Below are 17116 nucleotides of genomic sequence, written 5' to 3'. Positions count from 1 at the left end.
CGGATTGCCTCCTGTGGCTTGTCAGAGGGAAACATCGGCGGAAATCTTGCTTTCGTCTGCATCATGGCGCGTGAACCAGTTCGCTGCAAGCGAGCCGGAAATGTTGTGCCAGACGCTGAAGAGCGCCGCGGGAATCGCGGCGGCGGGATTGAAGTAGAGGAGCGCGAGCGATGCCGCCATGCCGGAGTTCTGCATGCCGACTTCGATGCCGATGGCGCGTCGTTTCGGTGCAGAAAGTCCAAGCAGCCCGGCGAGTGCGTAGCCGAGTACGAGGCCGAATCCGTTGTGCAGGACGACGGCGAGGGCGACGAGCGTCCCGACTTCGGCAAGGCGCGGTGCGCTCATGGAGACGACGACGCCGACCAAGAGGGCGACGAGCAGAGCGGAGATGAGTGGCAGAACCGTCAGCGCGTATGCGACACGACGGCGGAAGAAATGGTTGAGTGCCGCGCCTAAGAGGACGGGCAGGAGCACCATTTCGGCGATGGAGAGCATCATCGCGGGAGCGTTGACGGCAATCTCTTCACCCGCTAAGAGGAGCGTCAGAAACGGTGTGACGAAGGGGGCGAGAAGCGTCGTCGCCATAGTCATGGTGACCGACAGGGCTACGTCGCCTTTGGCAAGGTAGGTGATGACGTTTGACGCCGTGCCTCCCGGGCAGGTGCCGACGAGAATTACGCCGACGGCAAGATCGGGCGACAGGGAAAACGCTTGGGTAAGGAGATAGGCGACGAGCGGCATGATGGTAAACTGTGCGAGTATGCCGATGCCCACATCCCACGGGTGATACACCAGATGGCGAAAGTCTTTGAGCTCGATCGTCATGCCCATGCCGAACATGACGATCCCAAGGAGAAGCGGCACCTGCGGCGCAATCCAAGAGAGCGACGCAGGAAAGACCGCACCCGCCGCGCCGACGAGAACGACGAGCCAGACCATGTTCTTGACGATGAAGCGACCAATGTTTTGCAAATGGATTCCTCCCATCAAAAAAGCCTTCCTGCCAGAAGACAGAAAGGTCAAAATGCATGCAGAACCAGCACGGCTATGTACCGTGCGTGCTGAAATTTTGTGCGACACCTTGCTGTCTCAGTCCCGAGGGATCTAAGCAGATGTTTACCGCTGCGGTATTTATTTGTGGCAGGGCGTGAAGCAGGGCGGGCGTCGCTCGCGCCTGCACGGTAAATACAGCGAAGTACGATTCCCTGAGGATATCATCTTCGCGACTCTTAAGATAGCATATCGGGTGGGAAAATGCAAGGGAATGTGTCGATCGTCTTTCGACGGAGGGATACGCGCTTATCCGAGTTTAGTGGACTTTTAAGGGAGGATTTCCCCGCTGTTTGCAGAATAAGGCATAAGAGAAATTCTATTTCGTAGGGAAAACTATGTTTGTCATAAAGGAGGAACTTCCATGTTCTTGAAAAAAATCATGAGCACGACTCTTTGCGCCGCGCTTTTTGTGACACAAGTCGGCATGGCGAGCGCCGCAGAGGAGACGGTGCAGGGAAAGCTTGCTGCCGTTGAGACGGAGACGTGGGGCGCGGAGCAGACGGGCGCGTTCCTCGACCGCATCAATCATTTGGAGAAGGACTATCTCGGCAAACACAACAAAGGATCCATGCTCGACCGCGTCAATATCGTCTACGATGACATCTACGACAACACGACAGGGCCCGGCCTCTTGACGCAGCTCAATGCCGTCGAATGGGGACTCATGCACGAGGTCAGCCCCAAGGCGGTGGATAAGCGCGTGACGGAGATGGAGATGGCGGTCGCAGGAAAGACGAGCGCAGGCACTTACAAGAAGCGCATCCAGGATCTCGGAACGGCGGCTTTCGGAGGCTACAGCGTGCCGCTTGAGCAGGTGACCGTGCCGAAGAACACTGTGATCAAGATCGCCTTGACGCAGGAGGTCAATGCGAAGAACCTCAAGGCGGGAGATACCATCCGCTACAAGGTCGCGGAGGATGTCGTGCAGGGTGGTATGCTTGTATTCGCCAAGGGGCAGCCAGGCGTGGGCACAGTGAAAAAGGTCACGCAGGCGCGCAACTTCGGCCGCGATGCGGAGATCGATGTAGACTTCCATACGACGAAGGCGATGGATGGCACTGAGGTAAAGACGTTCGTCGGCGAGGAATCGAAGCAGGAGATGAAGAGCTACGCCATAGCTGCCGGCGCGAGTGTTGCGGGTATGTTGCTTTTAGGGCCGATTGGCATCATCGGTGGCGCGTTCGTCAAGGGGAAGAATATCGAATTGCCGGAAGGGACGGAGCTCTTCATCCAGACGCAGGATGAGACCGTCCTCTATGCGATACCGACGACGGAAAAGTGAGAGGAATTTTCATGAAGATGATGGTTCGGCGCGATTTTCCTCGAAAGAGCGCCTTTTTGGCCGCAGTTTTTGCGACGTCCTGTCTGCCTTCGGTGGCGTTTGCGGAGTACCATTCGTCGACAGATACGGCGGCGGATGTCCTCGACTACATCGAAAACGAGCGGCGTGCGGCAAGGGAGAATCGCTTGTCGGAAGCGCAGGAACAGCTCGTCCGAGATACGGCAGCGATGCAGGCGCATCTGCGCCAGCCCATGGAAGCCCACCTGAAGCCTTTGCCCACAGCTTTCGAGGGCGACGAGCTGTTTTATGATCAGGTGACGGGCGAATTCTTCGCGCGAGGCAGCGTGAAGGTCACGGAGATCGACAATCGCCGCGTGCTTTCCGATGAGATCAAGGGAAACGCTCTCACGCAGGACGTGGTCGTCGAGAACGAGGCGCACATCCTGCAGGTGACGCCGGACATGGCACAAGTGGATGTTCGTGGCTGGAAGCTCTCCTACAACTACGGCACGGGCATCGGCAAGATCGAGGATGCTTCGGGAAAGGTTAACCATCAGTACGTCTCAGGCAAGCGCATCGAGGTCTATCCCGACAAGGTCATCATCCACGAGGGTCGCGCGACGAAATGTCATGCGAAGACGCCAGACTACAGTGTGAGTGCCGAGCGCATTGAGATTTATCCGAACGATAAGATCGTCTTCTACAACAGCGATCTTTGGCTCAAGAAGACGCGTGTCGGTCATCGCGATAAGTATACGGCAGACCTCCGTCCCGGGCACGAGGAGGCGCCGCCCTTCCCTTCGGTGAGGTACACGAAGTCGGACGGGCTCATTATCGAGCAGGATTTCGCATTTCCTGTGGCGAATCGTCTAGACTTTATCCCGACGCTCTTGGTATCGACGAAGGAAGGCGTGCATGGCAGGGCGGAACTTCGCTATGGTGGGCGCTATGGGACGCTGAGCCTGCAGTATGGCTATTGGCAGGACAACGATGACAGGTGGATTCGCCGTGAGCCAAGCCTGCATTACGAGTTTGGTTACCATTTCAAGGATGCGCCGATCGGCTGGGGAATCGAAGCAGACCACGGACGCTGGTACAACGACGGGATCAAGAGTACGCACACCTATGGAAAGATCGGTGTCTACCACGATCCGATTCCCTTGGGGAACGGGGCGGCGCTTTCGTTTGCGGCGGATTATTCCGTGAGGAAGGAATCATACGATCGATCGAAGATCTCGGGGTTCAGTTGGTCGGCTACGCTCGTGAAGAAGTTCAACGACCGATTGACGGCCTATGGAAAGTACAGTTACGCACAGATCTATGCAGGGAATTCGCTCTTCTACTACGATGTGGCGGATTACCATCGTGCGCTCTATGCAGGATTCAGCTATCAGCTGACGGAGCGCGACCGTTTCGTCTGTGGTACGGCGTATGACATCGACCGACACACGTTGGGTGACGTCGACTATTATTGGTATCATGATATGCATTGTGTGCAGCTCGTCACGCGCTACCGTGCGAAGCGCGACAGTTGGAGCATCCGGTTGAACTTCACGCCGTGGTGAGCAGAGGAGTGTGGGAATGGCAGCATCGGCAAAAGATCTGGTAGCGGCGGCAGAATGCCTGAGGGGCACACGCGTCTTGATTCTCGGCGATATGGTCGCCGACATCTACCTCGACGGGCGCATTTCGCGCATATCAAGGGAGGCGCCTGTGCTCGTCTTGGAGGAGATGGGTGAGCGTGTTGTCGCTGGCGGTGCGGCGAACGTCGCGCACAACGCTGCGACTTTGGGCGGCGCGGTATGCGCCTTCGGCATCTTGGGCGAAGATGCGGGCGGTGCGGGAATTTCTTCGGTGCTCTCTCATGCGGGTGTCGATACGGCGGGACTTCTGACTACTTCTGAACGACCGACGATTTCTAAGACGCGCGTCATCGCGGGCGGCAGGGCAACGGTCAGCCAGCAGATCGTGCGCATCGACAAGGAGAGCCGTGAGCCGCTTTCCTCTGCGCTGGCAGAGGAGTTGGAAGAGCGGCTCTTGCAGGCGTTGGCGCACGTCGATGCCGTCGTCCTGAGCGACTACGGCTCGGGTACGATCACGCAGGGAATTCGCGAGCGGCTTCTCGTTGCCTGCCGTGGGCGCGGCGTCCCGACGATCGTTGATTCGCGCTACAGCGTGCGATCTTTCTCGGGCGTCGACTATGTGAAACAGAACGACGCAGAGCTTGCCGCCGCCTTCGAGCGTCACTTCGATACGAAAGATGCGCTCGAAGAGGCGGCACGCGAGCTCATCGCCGAACTCGGTGCGAAAGGGGCGCTCATCACGCGCGGCGAAAAGGGTATGATGCTCTTTCTTGCCGACGGTGCAAGGCATGAGATTCCCGTGTCGGACAAGAGTGAAGTTTACGATGTCTCAGGCGCGGGTGATACGTGCGTCGCGGCGTTTATCCTCGCGCTCGCGGGCGGCGCCTTGCCGCTCGCGGCGGCGCAGCTGTCGAACATCGCCTCAGGTATCGCCGTGCGGAAGTTCGGCACGGCGACGGTCAGTGCAGCGGAACTTACGAGGAAGGTACGGGAGCTTTCCGTCTAAAATCTTAGGGGGATTCACATGCTGATACCGAAGGAAAGGATCGAGGACTTCTGCGCGACGCTGCGCGAAGCGGGGCAGCGCGTCGTCTTCACAAACGGCTGCTTCGACATCCTGCACGCAGGTCATGTGCGTTATTTGGAGGCGGCGCGTGCCTTGGGCGACTGCCTCGTGCTCGGACTTAATACCGACGCTTCCGTGCGCCGCTTGAAGGGCGAGACGCGCCCTGTCAACACGGAGCTTGATCGTGCGGCAGTCGTGGGTGCGCTCGTCGCCGTCGACTACGTCGTGCTCTTCGACGAGCCGACGGCGGAGTTGCTCATAGAGAAGGTGCGTCCTGCTGTTTATGCCAAGGGCGGCGACTACACGCGCGAGACTTTGCCTGAGGCGAAGATTGTTGAAAAATACGGCGGTGAGGTGCATTTCATCGACCTCGTGCCCGGACGCTCGACGACGAAGATCATCGAGAAGATTCATCAGAGATAGAAACAGGCTTGCAGGAGAAAGGCGGGAAGCTGCATGAAAAACATCCTCGTCGTCAAACTCAGCGCCATCGGCGACGTCATCCATGCGCTTCCCGTCTCCTATGCTGTCAAGGAGACGTTTCCGGATGCGCATCTGACGTGGGTCGTCGAACCGACAGCGTATGACATCTTGGCGGGCAATCCCTTCATTGACAACATCATCCTCTTTGAAAAGAAGCGATTCCGCACTGTGCGCGGCTTTCTCGAAGAGTTCCGCCCTTTCCGCCATGCGCTTCGCGCGAGAAAGTACGATGCGGCGCTCGACCTGCAGGGACTTTTCAAGTCGGCGGCAATTGTCGCGCAATCGGGTGCGAAACTGCGTCTTGGCACGGCGAACATGCGCGAAGGCTCCGCCTATGTGAGCCACTCTATCAAGGGAGCGCACGCCTCGGGACATATCGTCGAGCGCTACCTCGATGTCGCGCGCGCCCTTGGCTGCCGCGTTGATGAGGTGCGTTTTCCCGTTGCCGTCTCCCCTGCGGAAGCCGCTTCGGCGGACGCGCTGCTTGCCGCCGAGGGCGTGCGTGAAGACAACCGCTTCGCCGTTCTCGCCATCGGCGCGAACTGGCCGAATAAACGTTGGCCCGTCAAGTATTTCGCCGTTCTCGCCGATTGGCTCTACAGCGAGAAACTCATCCCCGTGCTCGTCGGCGGCGGTCGCCTCGACGAAAGCCTCGTGCGTGACATCGAGACGCTCACCGAAGTGCCGCCCGTCAACCTCGTCGGGCGCACGAGCCTCAAGAAACTCGCGCACATCTTCAAGCGTGCCGACCTCGTCCTCGGCGGTGATACTGGCCCTGTCCACCTCGCCGCAGGACTCGGCACGAAGACGGTCATGCTCATGGGCCCGACCGACGCTAACCGCAACGGCCCTTACGGACAGCAGGAAAACGCCATGGAGATCCCGCGCTCCTGCAAGGCGTGCTGGAAGAGGAGATGTCCCAAGGGACTCGACTGCCTCGCGATCCTCTCTGTCGAGGAAGTAAAAGGTAAGATTCAGGAGGTTCTGGCACGGTGAAAACAGTAATGGCAGACGAAAAGAAGTTTTTTGCCTGCCGCCAGTCATTATAAGGAAGCATTCTATGCAGCAGAAAAACTACGACAACATCCTCGTCATCAACCTCATGCACATCGGCGACCTCATGCTCGTGACGCCCGTCCTCCGAACGCTTCGGACGAACTTCCCGAAGGCGCGCATCACGCTTCTCGCAGACAAGAAGCTCGCCGATCTCGTCGTCTGCAACAAGCATATCGACGGCTGTCTTTTGCTCGACAAGAAGGGAGCGGATAATCATCCGCTCGCTTTTTTGCGCTTTATCCGCCGTGTTCGCCGCGAGCATTTCGACCTCGTCATCAACCTGCACCGCAACGAGCGCGCTTCGGCGCTCGCGGCCTTCTCGGGCGCAGGGCGCATCGTCGGCTACGCAAAGCCCATCTTTTCCGCCTTCTTTGACAAGGTTATGGAAAACAAGAAGGCGGTCAAGCACCAGATCCATTCCCACTTCGATGTGCTGCAAGAAGCCGTCGGCATCGAGCGTATCGACGATGGCGGCTTAGAGATGTGGCTGCCCGAAGGCGCGACAGAAAGCGCTGCGAAGCTCTGGCAGGACGCCTTTTCTGTGGGAGCGAAGGTTATCGCCTTGAACATCGGTGCGAGTTGGAAGACGAAGCGCTGGATTGACGATTATTTTGCGCAAACCGCCGATTACTTTCTGGAAAAGGGTTATGGAGTCGCCTTCTTCGGAGGCCCGATGGATGAAGAACTCGTCCGCGCCTGCCGTGCCAAGATGCGCCATGGCGATCATGCGATGCTGCAGACCTTCACGGGGCGCGTCACGCTCGCAGAACTTGCAGCGCTCCTCAAGAAGTGTGCGCTCTTCATTACGACGGATTCCGGCCCCATGCACGTCGGCGTCGCGATGAACGTGCCCATCGTCACGATGTTCGGCGCAAGCCCCGTGCCAGGGTTTTACCCCTACGACGCCAAGGACATTCTCTTGAAGACGCCCGAAGCCTGCCATCCGTGCGGCAAGCACGAATGTCCGAGAGCGGGGGCAGAAAATATGGCGTGCATGAAGAACATCCCCGTCAAGGAAGTGCTGCGCTATGCGGAGGAACTTCTGCACGAGTATGAAAATAAAGTCGGCCATATCCCCGCGCACGATGGACAATATCGCTGCAAGGTTGTAGAATTATAAGAGAAATCATCTCGTTGGAAGGGAGCTTTCTATGGACATCGAAAAAATGCTTACCCTCGTCGAGGAGCGCCTTTCTCGCTGCAAGATTCTCGTCACAGGCGACGTTATGCTCGACAAATATTACTACGGCGAAGTCACACGCATCTCGCCCGAAGCGCCCGTGCCGATCAACCACATCACGCGCCAGAAGGAGACGCTCGGCGGCGCGGCAAACGTTGCGCACAACCTCGCGCTCCTCGGCTGCGACACGCTTCTCGCGGGCTTTGTCGGCGAGGACTACCATTGCCGCTCCTTGAAGGAAAAGCTTGTAGAAAACGGCATCGACCATGCGGGACTCGTACCGACAAACCGCCCGACGACGACGAAGATGCGCATCATCGGCGGCCATCAGCAAATGATGCGGCTCGATTTCGAGAGCACGGAGCCGCTCGAAAAGATCTACATCGACAAATTCCTCGCCTTCGTGCGCTGCAAGCTCGCTGAGAGTATCGACGCCATCGTCGTTTCCGACTATGCGAAGGGAACGTGCAGCGAGGTCACGACGACGGCGATCATCGAAGCGGCGCACGCGCACGGCGTGCCTGTCATCATCGACCCCAAGGGCGCGAACTGGACGAAGTACCGCGGCGCCGACTACATCACACCGAACGTCAAGGAAATCAACGAGATCCTTATCGACCCCATCAAGAATACGGATGCCGAGGTGCTCAAGGCCGCCCATTACATCATGCGCAAGTATCGAATCAAGAATGTACTCGCGACGCGTTCAGAAAACGGCGTGACGCTCGTGCGCGAGGGTGAAGAGGTTCATATTCCGACGCGGGCGCAGGAAGTCTTCGATGTATCGGGCGCGGGCGATACGGTCATCGCCGTCCTTGCCGCAGGCCTTGCGGGCGGACTTAAGGGCAGGGACGCTGCCTTCCTTGCCAACCTCGCGGCAAGCGTCGTCGTAAGAAAGCTTGGCACCTACGCCGTGAGTCGTGAGGAACTGAAGGAAGAGCTGAGGGAACTGCCGCGCGAAGAAGCATGAGTTTGGCAGGCGCATTCTGTACGCGCCTTACATGAAAAGAGAGAGGGGATCTTCATGATCATCGTCACAGGCGGTGCCGGGTTCATCGGCAGCAATATCGTCAAGGAACTCAATCGCAAGGGAAGGAACGACATCCTCATCGTCGATGACCTCAAAGATGGGGAGAACTACAAGAACCTGCGCGGACTTCACTTCATCGACTACCGTCACAAGGACGACTTTTTAGAGAGCATCGAAGATGACGAATTCGGCGGCAGTGACATCGATGCCGTATTTCACGAAGGCGCCTGCTCCGATACGATGGAGTACGACGTCAACTACATGATGAAGGTCAACTACGAATACTCGAAGACGCTGCTGCACTTCTGCCTGCTGCACCGCGTGCCGTTCCTCTACGCCTCGTCTGCCTCGACGTACGGCGCAGGCCGTCACGGCTTCACTGAGAATGACGCGGCGGAAGACGCTCTGAATCCCTACGCCTACAGCAAGCTCGCTTTCGACCGTTATGTGCGACAGGTCATGCGCGAGAGCCGCAGTCAAATCGTCGGTCTGCGCTACTTCAACGTCTTCGGCCCGCAGGAGCAGCACAAGGGTAAGATGGCATCAATCTTCTACCAACTCTACCGCCAGCTCAAGGAAACGGGCGAAGCGCGACTGTTTCGCGGCACGGACGGCTTCGACGATGGCGAGCAGCGACGTGACTTTATTTACGTTAAGGATGTCGTCAAGGTCAACTTCTGGTTCTGGGAAAACAAGGGGCCGTCTGGTATCTACAACTGCGGCACGGGCAAGGCACATACCTACAACGAAGCCGCCGATGCCGTCATCGCTGCCTTGGGCAAGGGATATATCGGCTACCGCGATTTCCCCGAAGTGCTCAAAGGCAAGTATCAGAGCTTCACTGAAGCCGATCCGAAGAAGCTCCTAAAGGCTGGCTACGACGGAGGCTTCCACGCCTTCCGCACTGCTGTCAAGGAATACGTCGACTTCCTTGAGGACGGAGGCTACTTCTGCTATGCCGAGTAAGGGTGCCCCCGCTGTATTCTTCGACCGCGACGGTACGCTGAATGTCGATATTCATTACTTGCATCGTCCTGAGGATTTCATCTGGACGCCCGATGCTCGCGCCGCCATCCGCCGCCTCAACGAGTGCGGCATCCTCACTGTCGTCGTCACGAACCAATCGGGCGTGGCGCGCGGCTACTACCCGGAAGAGGACGTCCGCCGCCTACATGACTGGATGAATGAAGAACTGAAAAAAGAGGGCGCACACTTGGACGCCCTCTTCTATTGCCCGCACCATATTGACGGCAAGATTCCCGAGTACACGAAAGCCTGCAACTGCCGAAAGCCCGCCACGGGCATGATCGATGCGGCCTGTGCAAAGTACGACATAGACCGGACGCGTGCCGTCCTCATTGGCGATAGCGAAAGCGACATGGAATGTGCGAAAAGGGCAGGTGTGCGGGGCGTGCGGTATGAGGACGGGAGCTTGCTTGAAGTGGTGGAGCGGGTGCTGGGGTGGTTGGAGTAAAACCAGAACCCTTGTCGCTGATCAACCAACGCTATATATTGATGTTTAGGCAAGGCCCCGCTTTTGTCATCATCGAGGGTCGGAGATGCATCTCATAGAAATTAAAGACGAGGTTACCAAAGACGCTTTTTGGCAACTGTAGGATACGTCATTCCAAGGAAAGACTGGAAAACATTTTCGAGTTGCTGAAATTGGTCAAGGTAGGAGTCGAAATTAAAGTACTTGTGGAAAAAGATGACGTGATATGATGCTCGAACGAGTGGGCATTGGAGTTTTAGAGAATCATTTGGGCAGCCGGTGGAAGAGGTTTGTGATGTTGGAGAAAGAAATGAGGCGGGCAATCTCATGAGGCTCTTGTTGGCGAATTTTTCTAAGATGGTGGGTGACACTGGCGGCGTAGCGAAGGTGCATTGCAGCTTTGCAAATGAAATGAAGCGACGCGGTCATGATGTGGCAATGGTATTTTTCGATGACAAGGTGGGTAAGCCATTCTTTCCAGTCGACGATGGCGTTGAATTATACAACTTGCAGCATTACGAAGACACGGATGTCGTTTTTCCGACGTGTTTGAAAGTTAAGCGAGAGATTGTTCGCGCGTTTAGTACGCGAAGAGGGCGTGCTGTGAACAATGAGTTTGTTAAAAAGTATCTGCTTGTTCCGACGAAATGTGTTCTGGAAAGATGTATGCCCGATATTATTGTTACTTGGCAAACAGCTGCCAGTAAGGTGTTTCTTTGTGATTTGGAAACTAAGATTCCTGTAATTACCATGTCGCATGGCGACCCAGAGGATATCTTCCATACATACCCGCAGGAAGAAATCCCAGCTTTGGGCAAGAGTGCAGCATGTCAAGTCTTGCTGCCGTCCTTCGCGGAAGCGATAAAGAAACGTTTTCCAAACATGAAGACGGTGGCCATCGGCAACGTGGTTCCGCAGTATGAGGAAGAAGCAGATTTGGGATGTGAAAAAGAACGATACAAGATCATTTTCATCGGGCGTCTAGTGAAGAATCATAAAAGGCCGCATCTGCTGATTGAAGCTTTTGCCAAGCTTGCCGATGATTTCCCCGATTGGATTGTGGAAATCTGGGGCGGTGGTGCGAAGAAGTCGTATCAAAAAAATCTGGAAGCGTTGATTCAGCGTGCGGGGTTGGAGCAGCGAGTTTTTTTGAAGGGTACGACGCATGATGTTGCTTCTGTTTTGCAAAAGGGCGATTTATTCGTTTTTCCCAGTGCATACGAGGGTTTCGGTTTGACCTTGGCCGAGGGAATGAGCATGGGACTGCCGGTGGTTGGCTATAAGAATTGTGTCGCTGTGAATGAACTGATTCAAGATGGCATCACTGGATTTCTTGCTGAAGATGGTGTAGATGGTATGGTACACAGTATGAAAATACTTATGGAAAATCAAGATTTGCGGGTGAGGATGGGGATGGCAGCAAGGGAATCAATGCGCCAGTATGAAGCCTCCGTAATTTGGGATGAATGGGAAAGCTTACTGGATGAATGTAGGAAATATTAAGGTGCTGGGAAAATTTCCTTTGCGTAATCATAGTGGATCAATCTGGTAATGCTTATTTTCGTTAATATGACTTCAACTTTAAAAATTATCCATCTCAGGACAGATTCTGCTTTGGACGAAAGAACGGATCGAGGTGTGGGGAATGGCATCTTTATATCCTTTTTGAGCGATTTCTTGGCGTAATTTTTCATGACTTAAGTAATATTTTATTTTTTCTATAAGATCATATTCGTTGAGAAAAGAGATCATAGAATCTGCTCGCAATATGCCGTCATCGATGCCTTTTTTGTAGATATGATCTGTCAATTGGAAAGAGCCTGTTGCTAGAATCTCGAATGTTCGTGGATTTAAGCAAACATGTTCTATTTCACCTAAGTTTAAGCAGATTTTACTGTGCCGATAGATTTTGGCAACTACTATATTGTTAATATAATGATTGATTAAGTAGGGGAATAAGTAGGGATGCTTGTGAGAGTATTGAAATTTTTTCCAAAAATATTTTTTATCATACCACAATCCAGCAACAAAGAGTTTTAAATTCTCTTGGTGACAATATTCTCCCACTTTATCAAGTAATAATACTCGTTGGGGGTTAGGATTGCCGATAAAGCAAATATCTATATCTTTTTTTGTTTTGATAAAGGAGAAAGCATCTTCATCATATCCTAAGGGGCAATAAGAGGTGGGACGTGAATATTTCTCTTGGATATAAAGGACATCTGCTTTTTCGAAACAAAAGATATGAGAAAAATGTGGAATGAGTCTTTCTAAACCTGGAAATCTTTCTATTCCATCCCAAAGCCATAAAAATCTTGGAATTTTTAGACTGGTTAGGTAATCTAATAGCAAGTTATCGATATAAAGTCCGCTGAGAGCGAGTAATAAATCTGGATTGAAATCTTCATAGCAAATTCTCAAACGTTTGCATTGCGCTTCTTCATACTGGTGTTTCAGTGAAGTATAACCTAATTTATAAAGCTTCCTTTGTAAATACTTGCAATCCGAATAAAACTCATTGCAAGTAAAGAGAAGTACGTTGTATCCGAGTTTTTGTAAGGCTTTTTGTACTCCTTGGGGATGTGGAAGTAGGGGGGGGGCTAGGAGTAGGATTCTCATGGCGTAACCTCTTTTTGGGACGAAAAAAGAATCTCATCTATTGCATTATGAATCATGTCAACGGTGATGCCGTTTAAACAGCCCATCTTTAAACAGGTTTTCGATTTTTCCGAGTTGCAGGTTGAACTGCATGTCATGTGCATGCTGATGGGATGACAAAAAGGGCCCGCCCATCGTGAAGGTACATCTGTCGTAAAGAGCGCGATGGTCGGCGTTTTCCTTGCACATGCTATATGCATGGGACCGCTATCTGTAGCAATGACTAATTGAGCACGATCCAACAAGGCTATGAGTTCACGTAAGGAGAGACAGCCGCTTAAATCATATATGTTGTTCGTTCCTTCTTGTTGCTTTAATGATTGTAGATATGACAACGGATGATCGTGGGATAAGACAATCTCATAAGGATAGTTTTTTTGAAGATGTTCAATTGCTGCCGTGACTAAGGATGGAGGAATTGATTGAGCGGTTCTGCCTACTGGGGCAAATACAATATATGGTTTCTCCTCGTTCAAGGATCGCCCTAACTGATGAAGCTTCGTTTTTACGGAATGCCACTCTTCTTCTGTTGGAGTAGATACATCGTAATGTGCGTCTATGGACAATTGCATGCCTAAAGCTTGCTCTAACTGATTGGCAATGGATTGGGGGCGATACTGTGTACCATAAGAGTCTAAATGAGGTAAGACGAGATGAAAATATTTCCGCTTGAGGTATTTTTCTTTGCATACGCCTGCACAAAAGGAGACTCTCAGAAACTTCAGCATACGAGCGTATAGCGATTGCCATGTGGTGAAGACGATGATATCTTGTTGGTGCAGTAGTCGAGCCGTTTTTAGGATTCCTGTGACAGATTTATCAATGGGACAAACACGAGAGACGTAGGGTAGACGATCCACCATTTTTAAATTTCCTGGATGTGACATGATGGTGATTTCACATTCGGGAAATTGGTTTTTCAGTTCACGTAAGGCAGGCGTCAGCATAATCAGGTCACCCATGCCAGGAGTACTTTCAACCAATAATCGCACATTGTTCAGATTGATTTCCATGAAGGGGAACCCTCCTCTGTTGTCAAATATCTTGCTCGGGATAGAAATATCTCTTGCATTCGACAAGGAAAGAATCAACGGCATCATCGTTTTCCTTGTGCATCTTATGGATTCGCTCAAACATCTTTTCGCGTGTAGCTAAGGCGTATTCAATCGCCTCTGGTGTATTGCCCCAAGCAATGCCGTAGCCTTCTTCTTCTTTTCCAATGCAATCGGTGCGTGTTTTTCCTTCTTCAAGCATGACGATCGGGATGCAGCCGCACATGGCGGCGATGAGACTGTAGGAAGTGTACATATCGTAACAATAGCAATATTTTTTCTGATTGAGGATTTCTGCAATCTCATGTTTGGAAAGTTTGTCGATGACGGGTCCGTCAAACTGCTTGGGCAAGTCTGCGCGGTCATGTCCTTTGTGCACGATGTAGCAGCAGCCGGAACGCTCTCCGAAATTTGTCTGTTTCCACATGTCTTCGTCTAGAGCTTGTAGATATAATTTGCGTCCAAAAGGGTTTAATGTCTCGTCATTAAACAGTTCATGATAAGTAAAAATGAGAGCATCCTTTGCGTAAGCGTTAGCGTCACCCTTGTAGGGATTGAAAAATAAAAGCCAGTAAATGGTTTTCTTGGCACATAAAGGGTTTCCATAGACGATTTCAGGATAGATTACAATGGTTTCGTCATCAATTGTTGGAAGATACTTTTGCTGGCAGCCTTTTACTGGAAAGTACGCGTAGCCGTTGTAGCGAGGTTTTTTGGTGAACTTCGCCTTGGGAAATAATTGTGCTTTGAGTCGTCGAGGAATATCATGCCGTAAGAAGCAAATATGATCGAATAAAAACGTGGCATAGGATATAGGATATTTTCTGTCAAATGCGGTATAAAAAATTTTTGCATCATGGCCGTGATCCATCAATAGTTTGCATAGGATATGAAGAACAATAGCTCCTCCACTGGTTTGACGTGGACTGACAATGAGAAATTTCATATGGATGGACATCCTTTCGATTGTTGGCTTAATGCTGAATTTCGTTAACTTGCTCTGTTAAGTATAACTAAGAATCATGAATATTTCAATGGGCATGGGGGTGGTGGTATGACTTCGAAACGTGTTTATCAGAACGAGGGCAGTTTTTTGAGTGTTGTTTGCAGCAGACCTCGGAAGTCCCTTTTTTGACAGGGGTTCTTGTGATATACTTTGAGATGACAGTTTTCGACTGCATTCACCATACGAGGAGGCCTGGCATTGCGGCTTGAACGGTTTTTTGCGAATCTGCAGAAGGATTTGAAGGTTTTTCTATTCCTTCTCCTTATTATATGTTTTTATCGTGTATATTTCATGGTATATATGTCGGAATCGATAGCGCCGACCACTTCGATGGGGGAGGTGTTTCTGGCGCTTTGGCTGGGGTTTCGTCTCAGTCTGAAATCAGCGGGGGCGATCGCGCTTCTTGGTTTTGTTTTCTGCTCTTTGCCGGAACTAGTTCTGCCGAAGCTGCGGCTTGCTCGTTTGCGGCTTTGGCTCGGAACGGCGGGGAGTGCGCTTCTTGCCGTGCTCTTTCAGGCGCGGTTTCCGTATTATGAGGTTTTTCATGCGACGTTTGGCAGGGAGATCGTGCAAGGGCTGCACGATGATACGCAGACAATCTTCTCGATGTTAGTTGAATCGTATGCGCTGCCGATGCGCCTTTTGGCAGCCGTTGTTTTGACTGTGGCTTCCTATTTTCTGCTTCGTCGTCTGCTGCGTACGGAAACGATACCTTTGCCGAAATGGTTGAATCGGCGGGCGGTAGGCGTGGGGCTGTTTTTATTCATTCCGATATTTTTTATCTTTATTCGCTTCGGGGGAAGTTTTAATTATGAGCATTCGATCAATTGGGAGAATGCTTCAGTCACAAAAGACCCTTTTCTTAATGAGTGTATTCTGGATGATCTTCAGGCGATGTATCGCGTACGAGATTTTTATCTTAATATGCAAAAGAATGGCGGTCTTGGTCTCATTGATGTATCGCGTGCTGAGGAATATAGTAGTTTCTTAAGAGGAGACAGGGCTAAGGGAGTGGGGCTTGAGGCGAGTCTCATGCGCACGGCGAGGGGGGCGCGACTGCCGAAGCCAAAGCATATTTTCATCATCCTTGGCGAAACGTATGCGCAATGGCCGATGCTCCCCGAGTATGCGGATCTTCATGGCGCCGATGGCATTAAGAGTCTGATTGCTGAGGATCGAGCTTTTTATACGCAGTCCTTTATGCCGAACGGTACGTTTACATTGGTGGCGATCACGGGACTTGTCACGGGTCTCAGCGATGTCGGCATGGATTTGAATTATCAGCCGAAGAGCTATCAGGAGGTGTACCTCACTTCGATGGCGCCGCAGTTTCATCGCTTAGGCTATCGTGTGGAGTTTTGGTATGGGGGCTATCCTGAATGGGATTCCATCAAGAAACTGTCACTCGCCCAAGGGTTCGATGCATTTTACGGTGCGCCGGATTATAATGCGCCGCAGCAAAATATTTGGGGGACGACAGACGGTCATCTCTTCGAGGCGCTTTACGATCATTTGGCGGAGGAAGAACCGACGGTTCATCTCATCATGACGATTTCCAATCATCCGCCTTACGATGTCAATCTTGCTGCAGAGGGCATTGATACGGCGGATTTGGAAAGTGCGCTGCAGGGACGCACAGAGCATCCGAAGCAGCTGGCATTGGAAGTGGGGCACTACCGCTATATGGATAAGGTGGTGACAGATTTCGTGCGCAGGACGATGACGGCGTACCCGGACAGCATTTTCGTGATTACGGGTGATCATTCGATTCGCATGGATCCGACAGCGCAGCCGACACTTTTTGAGCACGAAAGCGTGCCATTCGTTTTGTATGGCAACGGCGTGACGAAGGATATCTTGCCCAAGGATGCTGTAGGTGGGCATACGGCGATTGTACCGACGCTGATCGAGCTGATCGCACCTGAGGGCTTTTCGTACACGTCGATTGCACGCAGCATGACGGAAGGAACGAAGTATGCGTTCAACTCGGATTGTTGGATTAGTCGTGAAGCTATAGGCAATATCGATGACGACCGCATGGAGATTTTGCCGGGAATTGCATCGCCGCAGGAAGATCTTGCAGCAGAGCGAGAGGCAGCGCTCTATGAGGTTGCTGCGATGAGGACGCTTTCGCGAATCTTAATTGGGGATAAGGGAAAGTGAGGATGCAGGATA

At 52.5% G+C, this 17116-nt stretch carries 15 protein-coding genes; 11 read left to right on the top strand and 4 right to left on the bottom strand.

Translation table 11 applies throughout. The annotated features are described in order from the left end of the window. Window positions 1-21: 21 nt before the first annotated feature. Window positions 22-987: a bile acid:sodium symporter family protein gene (locus RWS31_RS03620; RefSeq protein ID WP_314596293.1), complete on the bottom strand. Its 966-nt coding sequence runs from the start codon at window positions 985-987 to the stop codon at window positions 22-24. Window positions 988-1414: 427 nt separating this feature from the next. Here RWS31_RS03620 and RWS31_RS03615 point away from each other — a divergent pair, with 427 nt between their 5' ends. The 10 genes from RWS31_RS03615 (at window position 1415) to RWS31_RS03570 (ending at window position 11728) form a co-directional block, all read left to right on the top strand. After that, window positions 1415-2335 (top strand): hypothetical protein, encoded by a 921-nt coding sequence (locus RWS31_RS03615; protein WP_314596157.1) that lies wholly within the window; start codon window positions 1415-1417, stop codon window positions 2333-2335. Between the two features lie 11 nt (window positions 2336-2346). Further along, entirely contained in the window at window positions 2347-3900 is a 1554-nt protein-coding gene (locus tag RWS31_RS03610; RefSeq protein WP_314596155.1) for a Tat pathway protein, read from the top strand. Window positions 3901-3916: 16 nt separating this feature from the next. Continuing rightward, the gene (locus tag RWS31_RS03605) at window positions 3917-4924 is read left to right on the top strand and encodes a PfkB family carbohydrate kinase (RefSeq protein ID WP_314596153.1); all 1008 of its coding nucleotides are present in this window, start codon (window positions 3917-3919) and stop codon (window positions 4922-4924) included. An 18-nt stretch (window positions 4925-4942) separates the two neighbouring features. Next, window positions 4943-5407, top strand: coding sequence for a D-glycero-beta-D-manno-heptose 1-phosphate adenylyltransferase (rfaE2, locus tag RWS31_RS03600; RefSeq protein ID WP_314596152.1), 465 nt, complete (start codon window positions 4943-4945; stop codon window positions 5405-5407). A 33-nt stretch (window positions 5408-5440) separates the two neighbouring features. Beyond that, window positions 5441-6463, top strand: a complete 1023-nt coding sequence (locus RWS31_RS03595) for a glycosyltransferase family 9 protein (RefSeq protein ID WP_314596151.1) — start codon at window positions 5441-5443, stop codon at window positions 6461-6463. Between the two features lie 64 nt (window positions 6464-6527). After that, window positions 6528-7643 carry a glycosyltransferase family 9 protein gene (locus RWS31_RS03590; protein WP_294176015.1) on the top strand — a complete coding sequence of 372 codons (1116 nt, stop codon included), beginning with the start codon at window positions 6528-6530 and terminating at the stop codon, window positions 7641-7643. Window positions 7644-7674: 31 nt separating this feature from the next. Then, window positions 7675-8673: a D-glycero-beta-D-manno-heptose-7-phosphate kinase gene (gene rfaE1, locus RWS31_RS03585; protein ID WP_294176013.1), complete on the top strand. Its 999-nt coding sequence runs from the start codon at window positions 7675-7677 to the stop codon at window positions 8671-8673. A 54-nt stretch (window positions 8674-8727) separates the two neighbouring features. After that, on the top strand, window positions 8728-9699 hold the full coding sequence (gene rfaD / locus RWS31_RS03580) for an ADP-glyceromanno-heptose 6-epimerase (protein ID WP_294176012.1): 972 nt from the start codon (window positions 8728-8730) through the stop codon (window positions 9697-9699). After that, window positions 9689-10207 carry an HAD family hydrolase gene (locus tag RWS31_RS03575; protein ID WP_294176010.1) on the top strand — a complete coding sequence of 173 codons (519 nt, stop codon included), beginning with the start codon at window positions 9689-9691 and terminating at the stop codon, window positions 10205-10207. The genes rfaD and RWS31_RS03575 overlap by 11 nt, the downstream gene beginning before the upstream one ends. Before the next feature lie 345 nt (window positions 10208-10552). Then, window positions 10553-11728: a glycosyltransferase gene (locus RWS31_RS03570; protein WP_314596149.1), complete on the top strand. Its 1176-nt coding sequence runs from the start codon at window positions 10553-10555 to the stop codon at window positions 11726-11728. Between the two features lie 78 nt (window positions 11729-11806). On the opposite strand, the gene RWS31_RS03565 is transcribed toward RWS31_RS03570, so the two are convergent. From RWS31_RS03565 to RWS31_RS03555, 3 genes are read right to left on the bottom strand one after another with little or no spacing between them, the layout of a single operon-like run. Next, entirely contained in the window at window positions 11807-12844 is a 1038-nt protein-coding gene (locus tag RWS31_RS03565; RefSeq protein WP_314596148.1) for a glycosyltransferase, read from the bottom strand. Further along, window positions 12841-13896, bottom strand: coding sequence for a glycosyltransferase family 9 protein (locus RWS31_RS03560; protein ID WP_294176005.1), 1056 nt, complete (start codon window positions 13894-13896; stop codon window positions 12841-12843). Before RWS31_RS03560 ends, RWS31_RS03565 begins: the two co-directional genes overlap by 4 nt. A gap of 22 nt (window positions 13897-13918) precedes the next feature. Continuing rightward, window positions 13919-14881: a hypothetical protein gene (locus RWS31_RS03555; RefSeq protein WP_294176004.1), complete on the bottom strand. Its 963-nt coding sequence runs from the start codon at window positions 14879-14881 to the stop codon at window positions 13919-13921. Window positions 14882-15952: 1071 nt separating this feature from the next. On the opposite strand from RWS31_RS03555, the gene RWS31_RS03550 reads away from it, so the two are divergent. Then, window positions 15953-17104, top strand: a complete 1152-nt coding sequence (locus RWS31_RS03550; RefSeq protein WP_314596144.1) for an LTA synthase family protein — start codon at window positions 15953-15955, stop codon at window positions 17102-17104. The last annotated feature ends 12 nt before the right edge of the window (window positions 17105-17116 follow it).

It is taken from the genome of uncultured Selenomonas sp. (genome assembly GCF_963528755.1).
GTDB lineage: Bacteria > Bacillota > Negativicutes > Selenomonadales > Selenomonadaceae > Selenomonas.
Note: the sequence above shows the minus strand (reverse complement) of the source record. Positions and strands in the feature narration are given on the sequence as shown.

Coding starts and splice junctions, on each gene's coding strand:
- RWS31_RS03570 (WP_314596149.1), top strand. CDS start 10,553: ATGAGGCTCTTGTTGGCGAATTTTTCTAAGATGGTGGGTGACACTGGC.
- rfaE2 (WP_314596152.1), top strand. CDS start 4,943: ATGCTGATACCGAAGGAAAGGATCGAGGACTTCTGCGCGACGCTGCGC.
- RWS31_RS03575 (WP_294176010.1), top strand. CDS start 9,689: ATGCCGAGTAAGGGTGCCCCCGCTGTATTCTTCGACCGCGACGGTACG.
- RWS31_RS03620 (WP_314596293.1), bottom strand. CDS start 987: ATGGGAGGAATCCATTTGCAAAACATTGGTCGCTTCATCGTCAAGAAC.
- RWS31_RS03555 (WP_294176004.1), bottom strand. CDS start 14,881: ATGAAATTTCTCATTGTCAGTCCACGTCAAACCAGTGGAGGAGCTATT.
- RWS31_RS03595 (WP_314596151.1), top strand. CDS start 5,441: ATGAAAAACATCCTCGTCGTCAAACTCAGCGCCATCGGCGACGTCATC.
- RWS31_RS03605 (WP_314596153.1), top strand. CDS start 3,917: ATGGCAGCATCGGCAAAAGATCTGGTAGCGGCGGCAGAATGCCTGAGG.
- RWS31_RS03615 (WP_314596157.1), top strand. CDS start 1,415: ATGTTCTTGAAAAAAATCATGAGCACGACTCTTTGCGCCGCGCTTTTT.
- rfaE1 (WP_294176013.1), top strand. CDS start 7,675: ATGGACATCGAAAAAATGCTTACCCTCGTCGAGGAGCGCCTTTCTCGC.
- rfaD (WP_294176012.1), top strand. CDS start 8,728: ATGATCATCGTCACAGGCGGTGCCGGGTTCATCGGCAGCAATATCGTC.
- RWS31_RS03565 (WP_314596148.1), bottom strand. CDS start 12,844: ATGAGAATCCTACTCCTAGCCCCCCCCCTACTTCCACATCCCCAAGGA.
- RWS31_RS03560 (WP_294176005.1), bottom strand. CDS start 13,896: ATGGAAATCAATCTGAACAATGTGCGATTATTGGTTGAAAGTACTCCT.
- RWS31_RS03590 (WP_294176015.1), top strand. CDS start 6,528: ATGCAGCAGAAAAACTACGACAACATCCTCGTCATCAACCTCATGCAC.
- RWS31_RS03610 (WP_314596155.1), top strand. CDS start 2,347: ATGAAGATGATGGTTCGGCGCGATTTTCCTCGAAAGAGCGCCTTTTTG.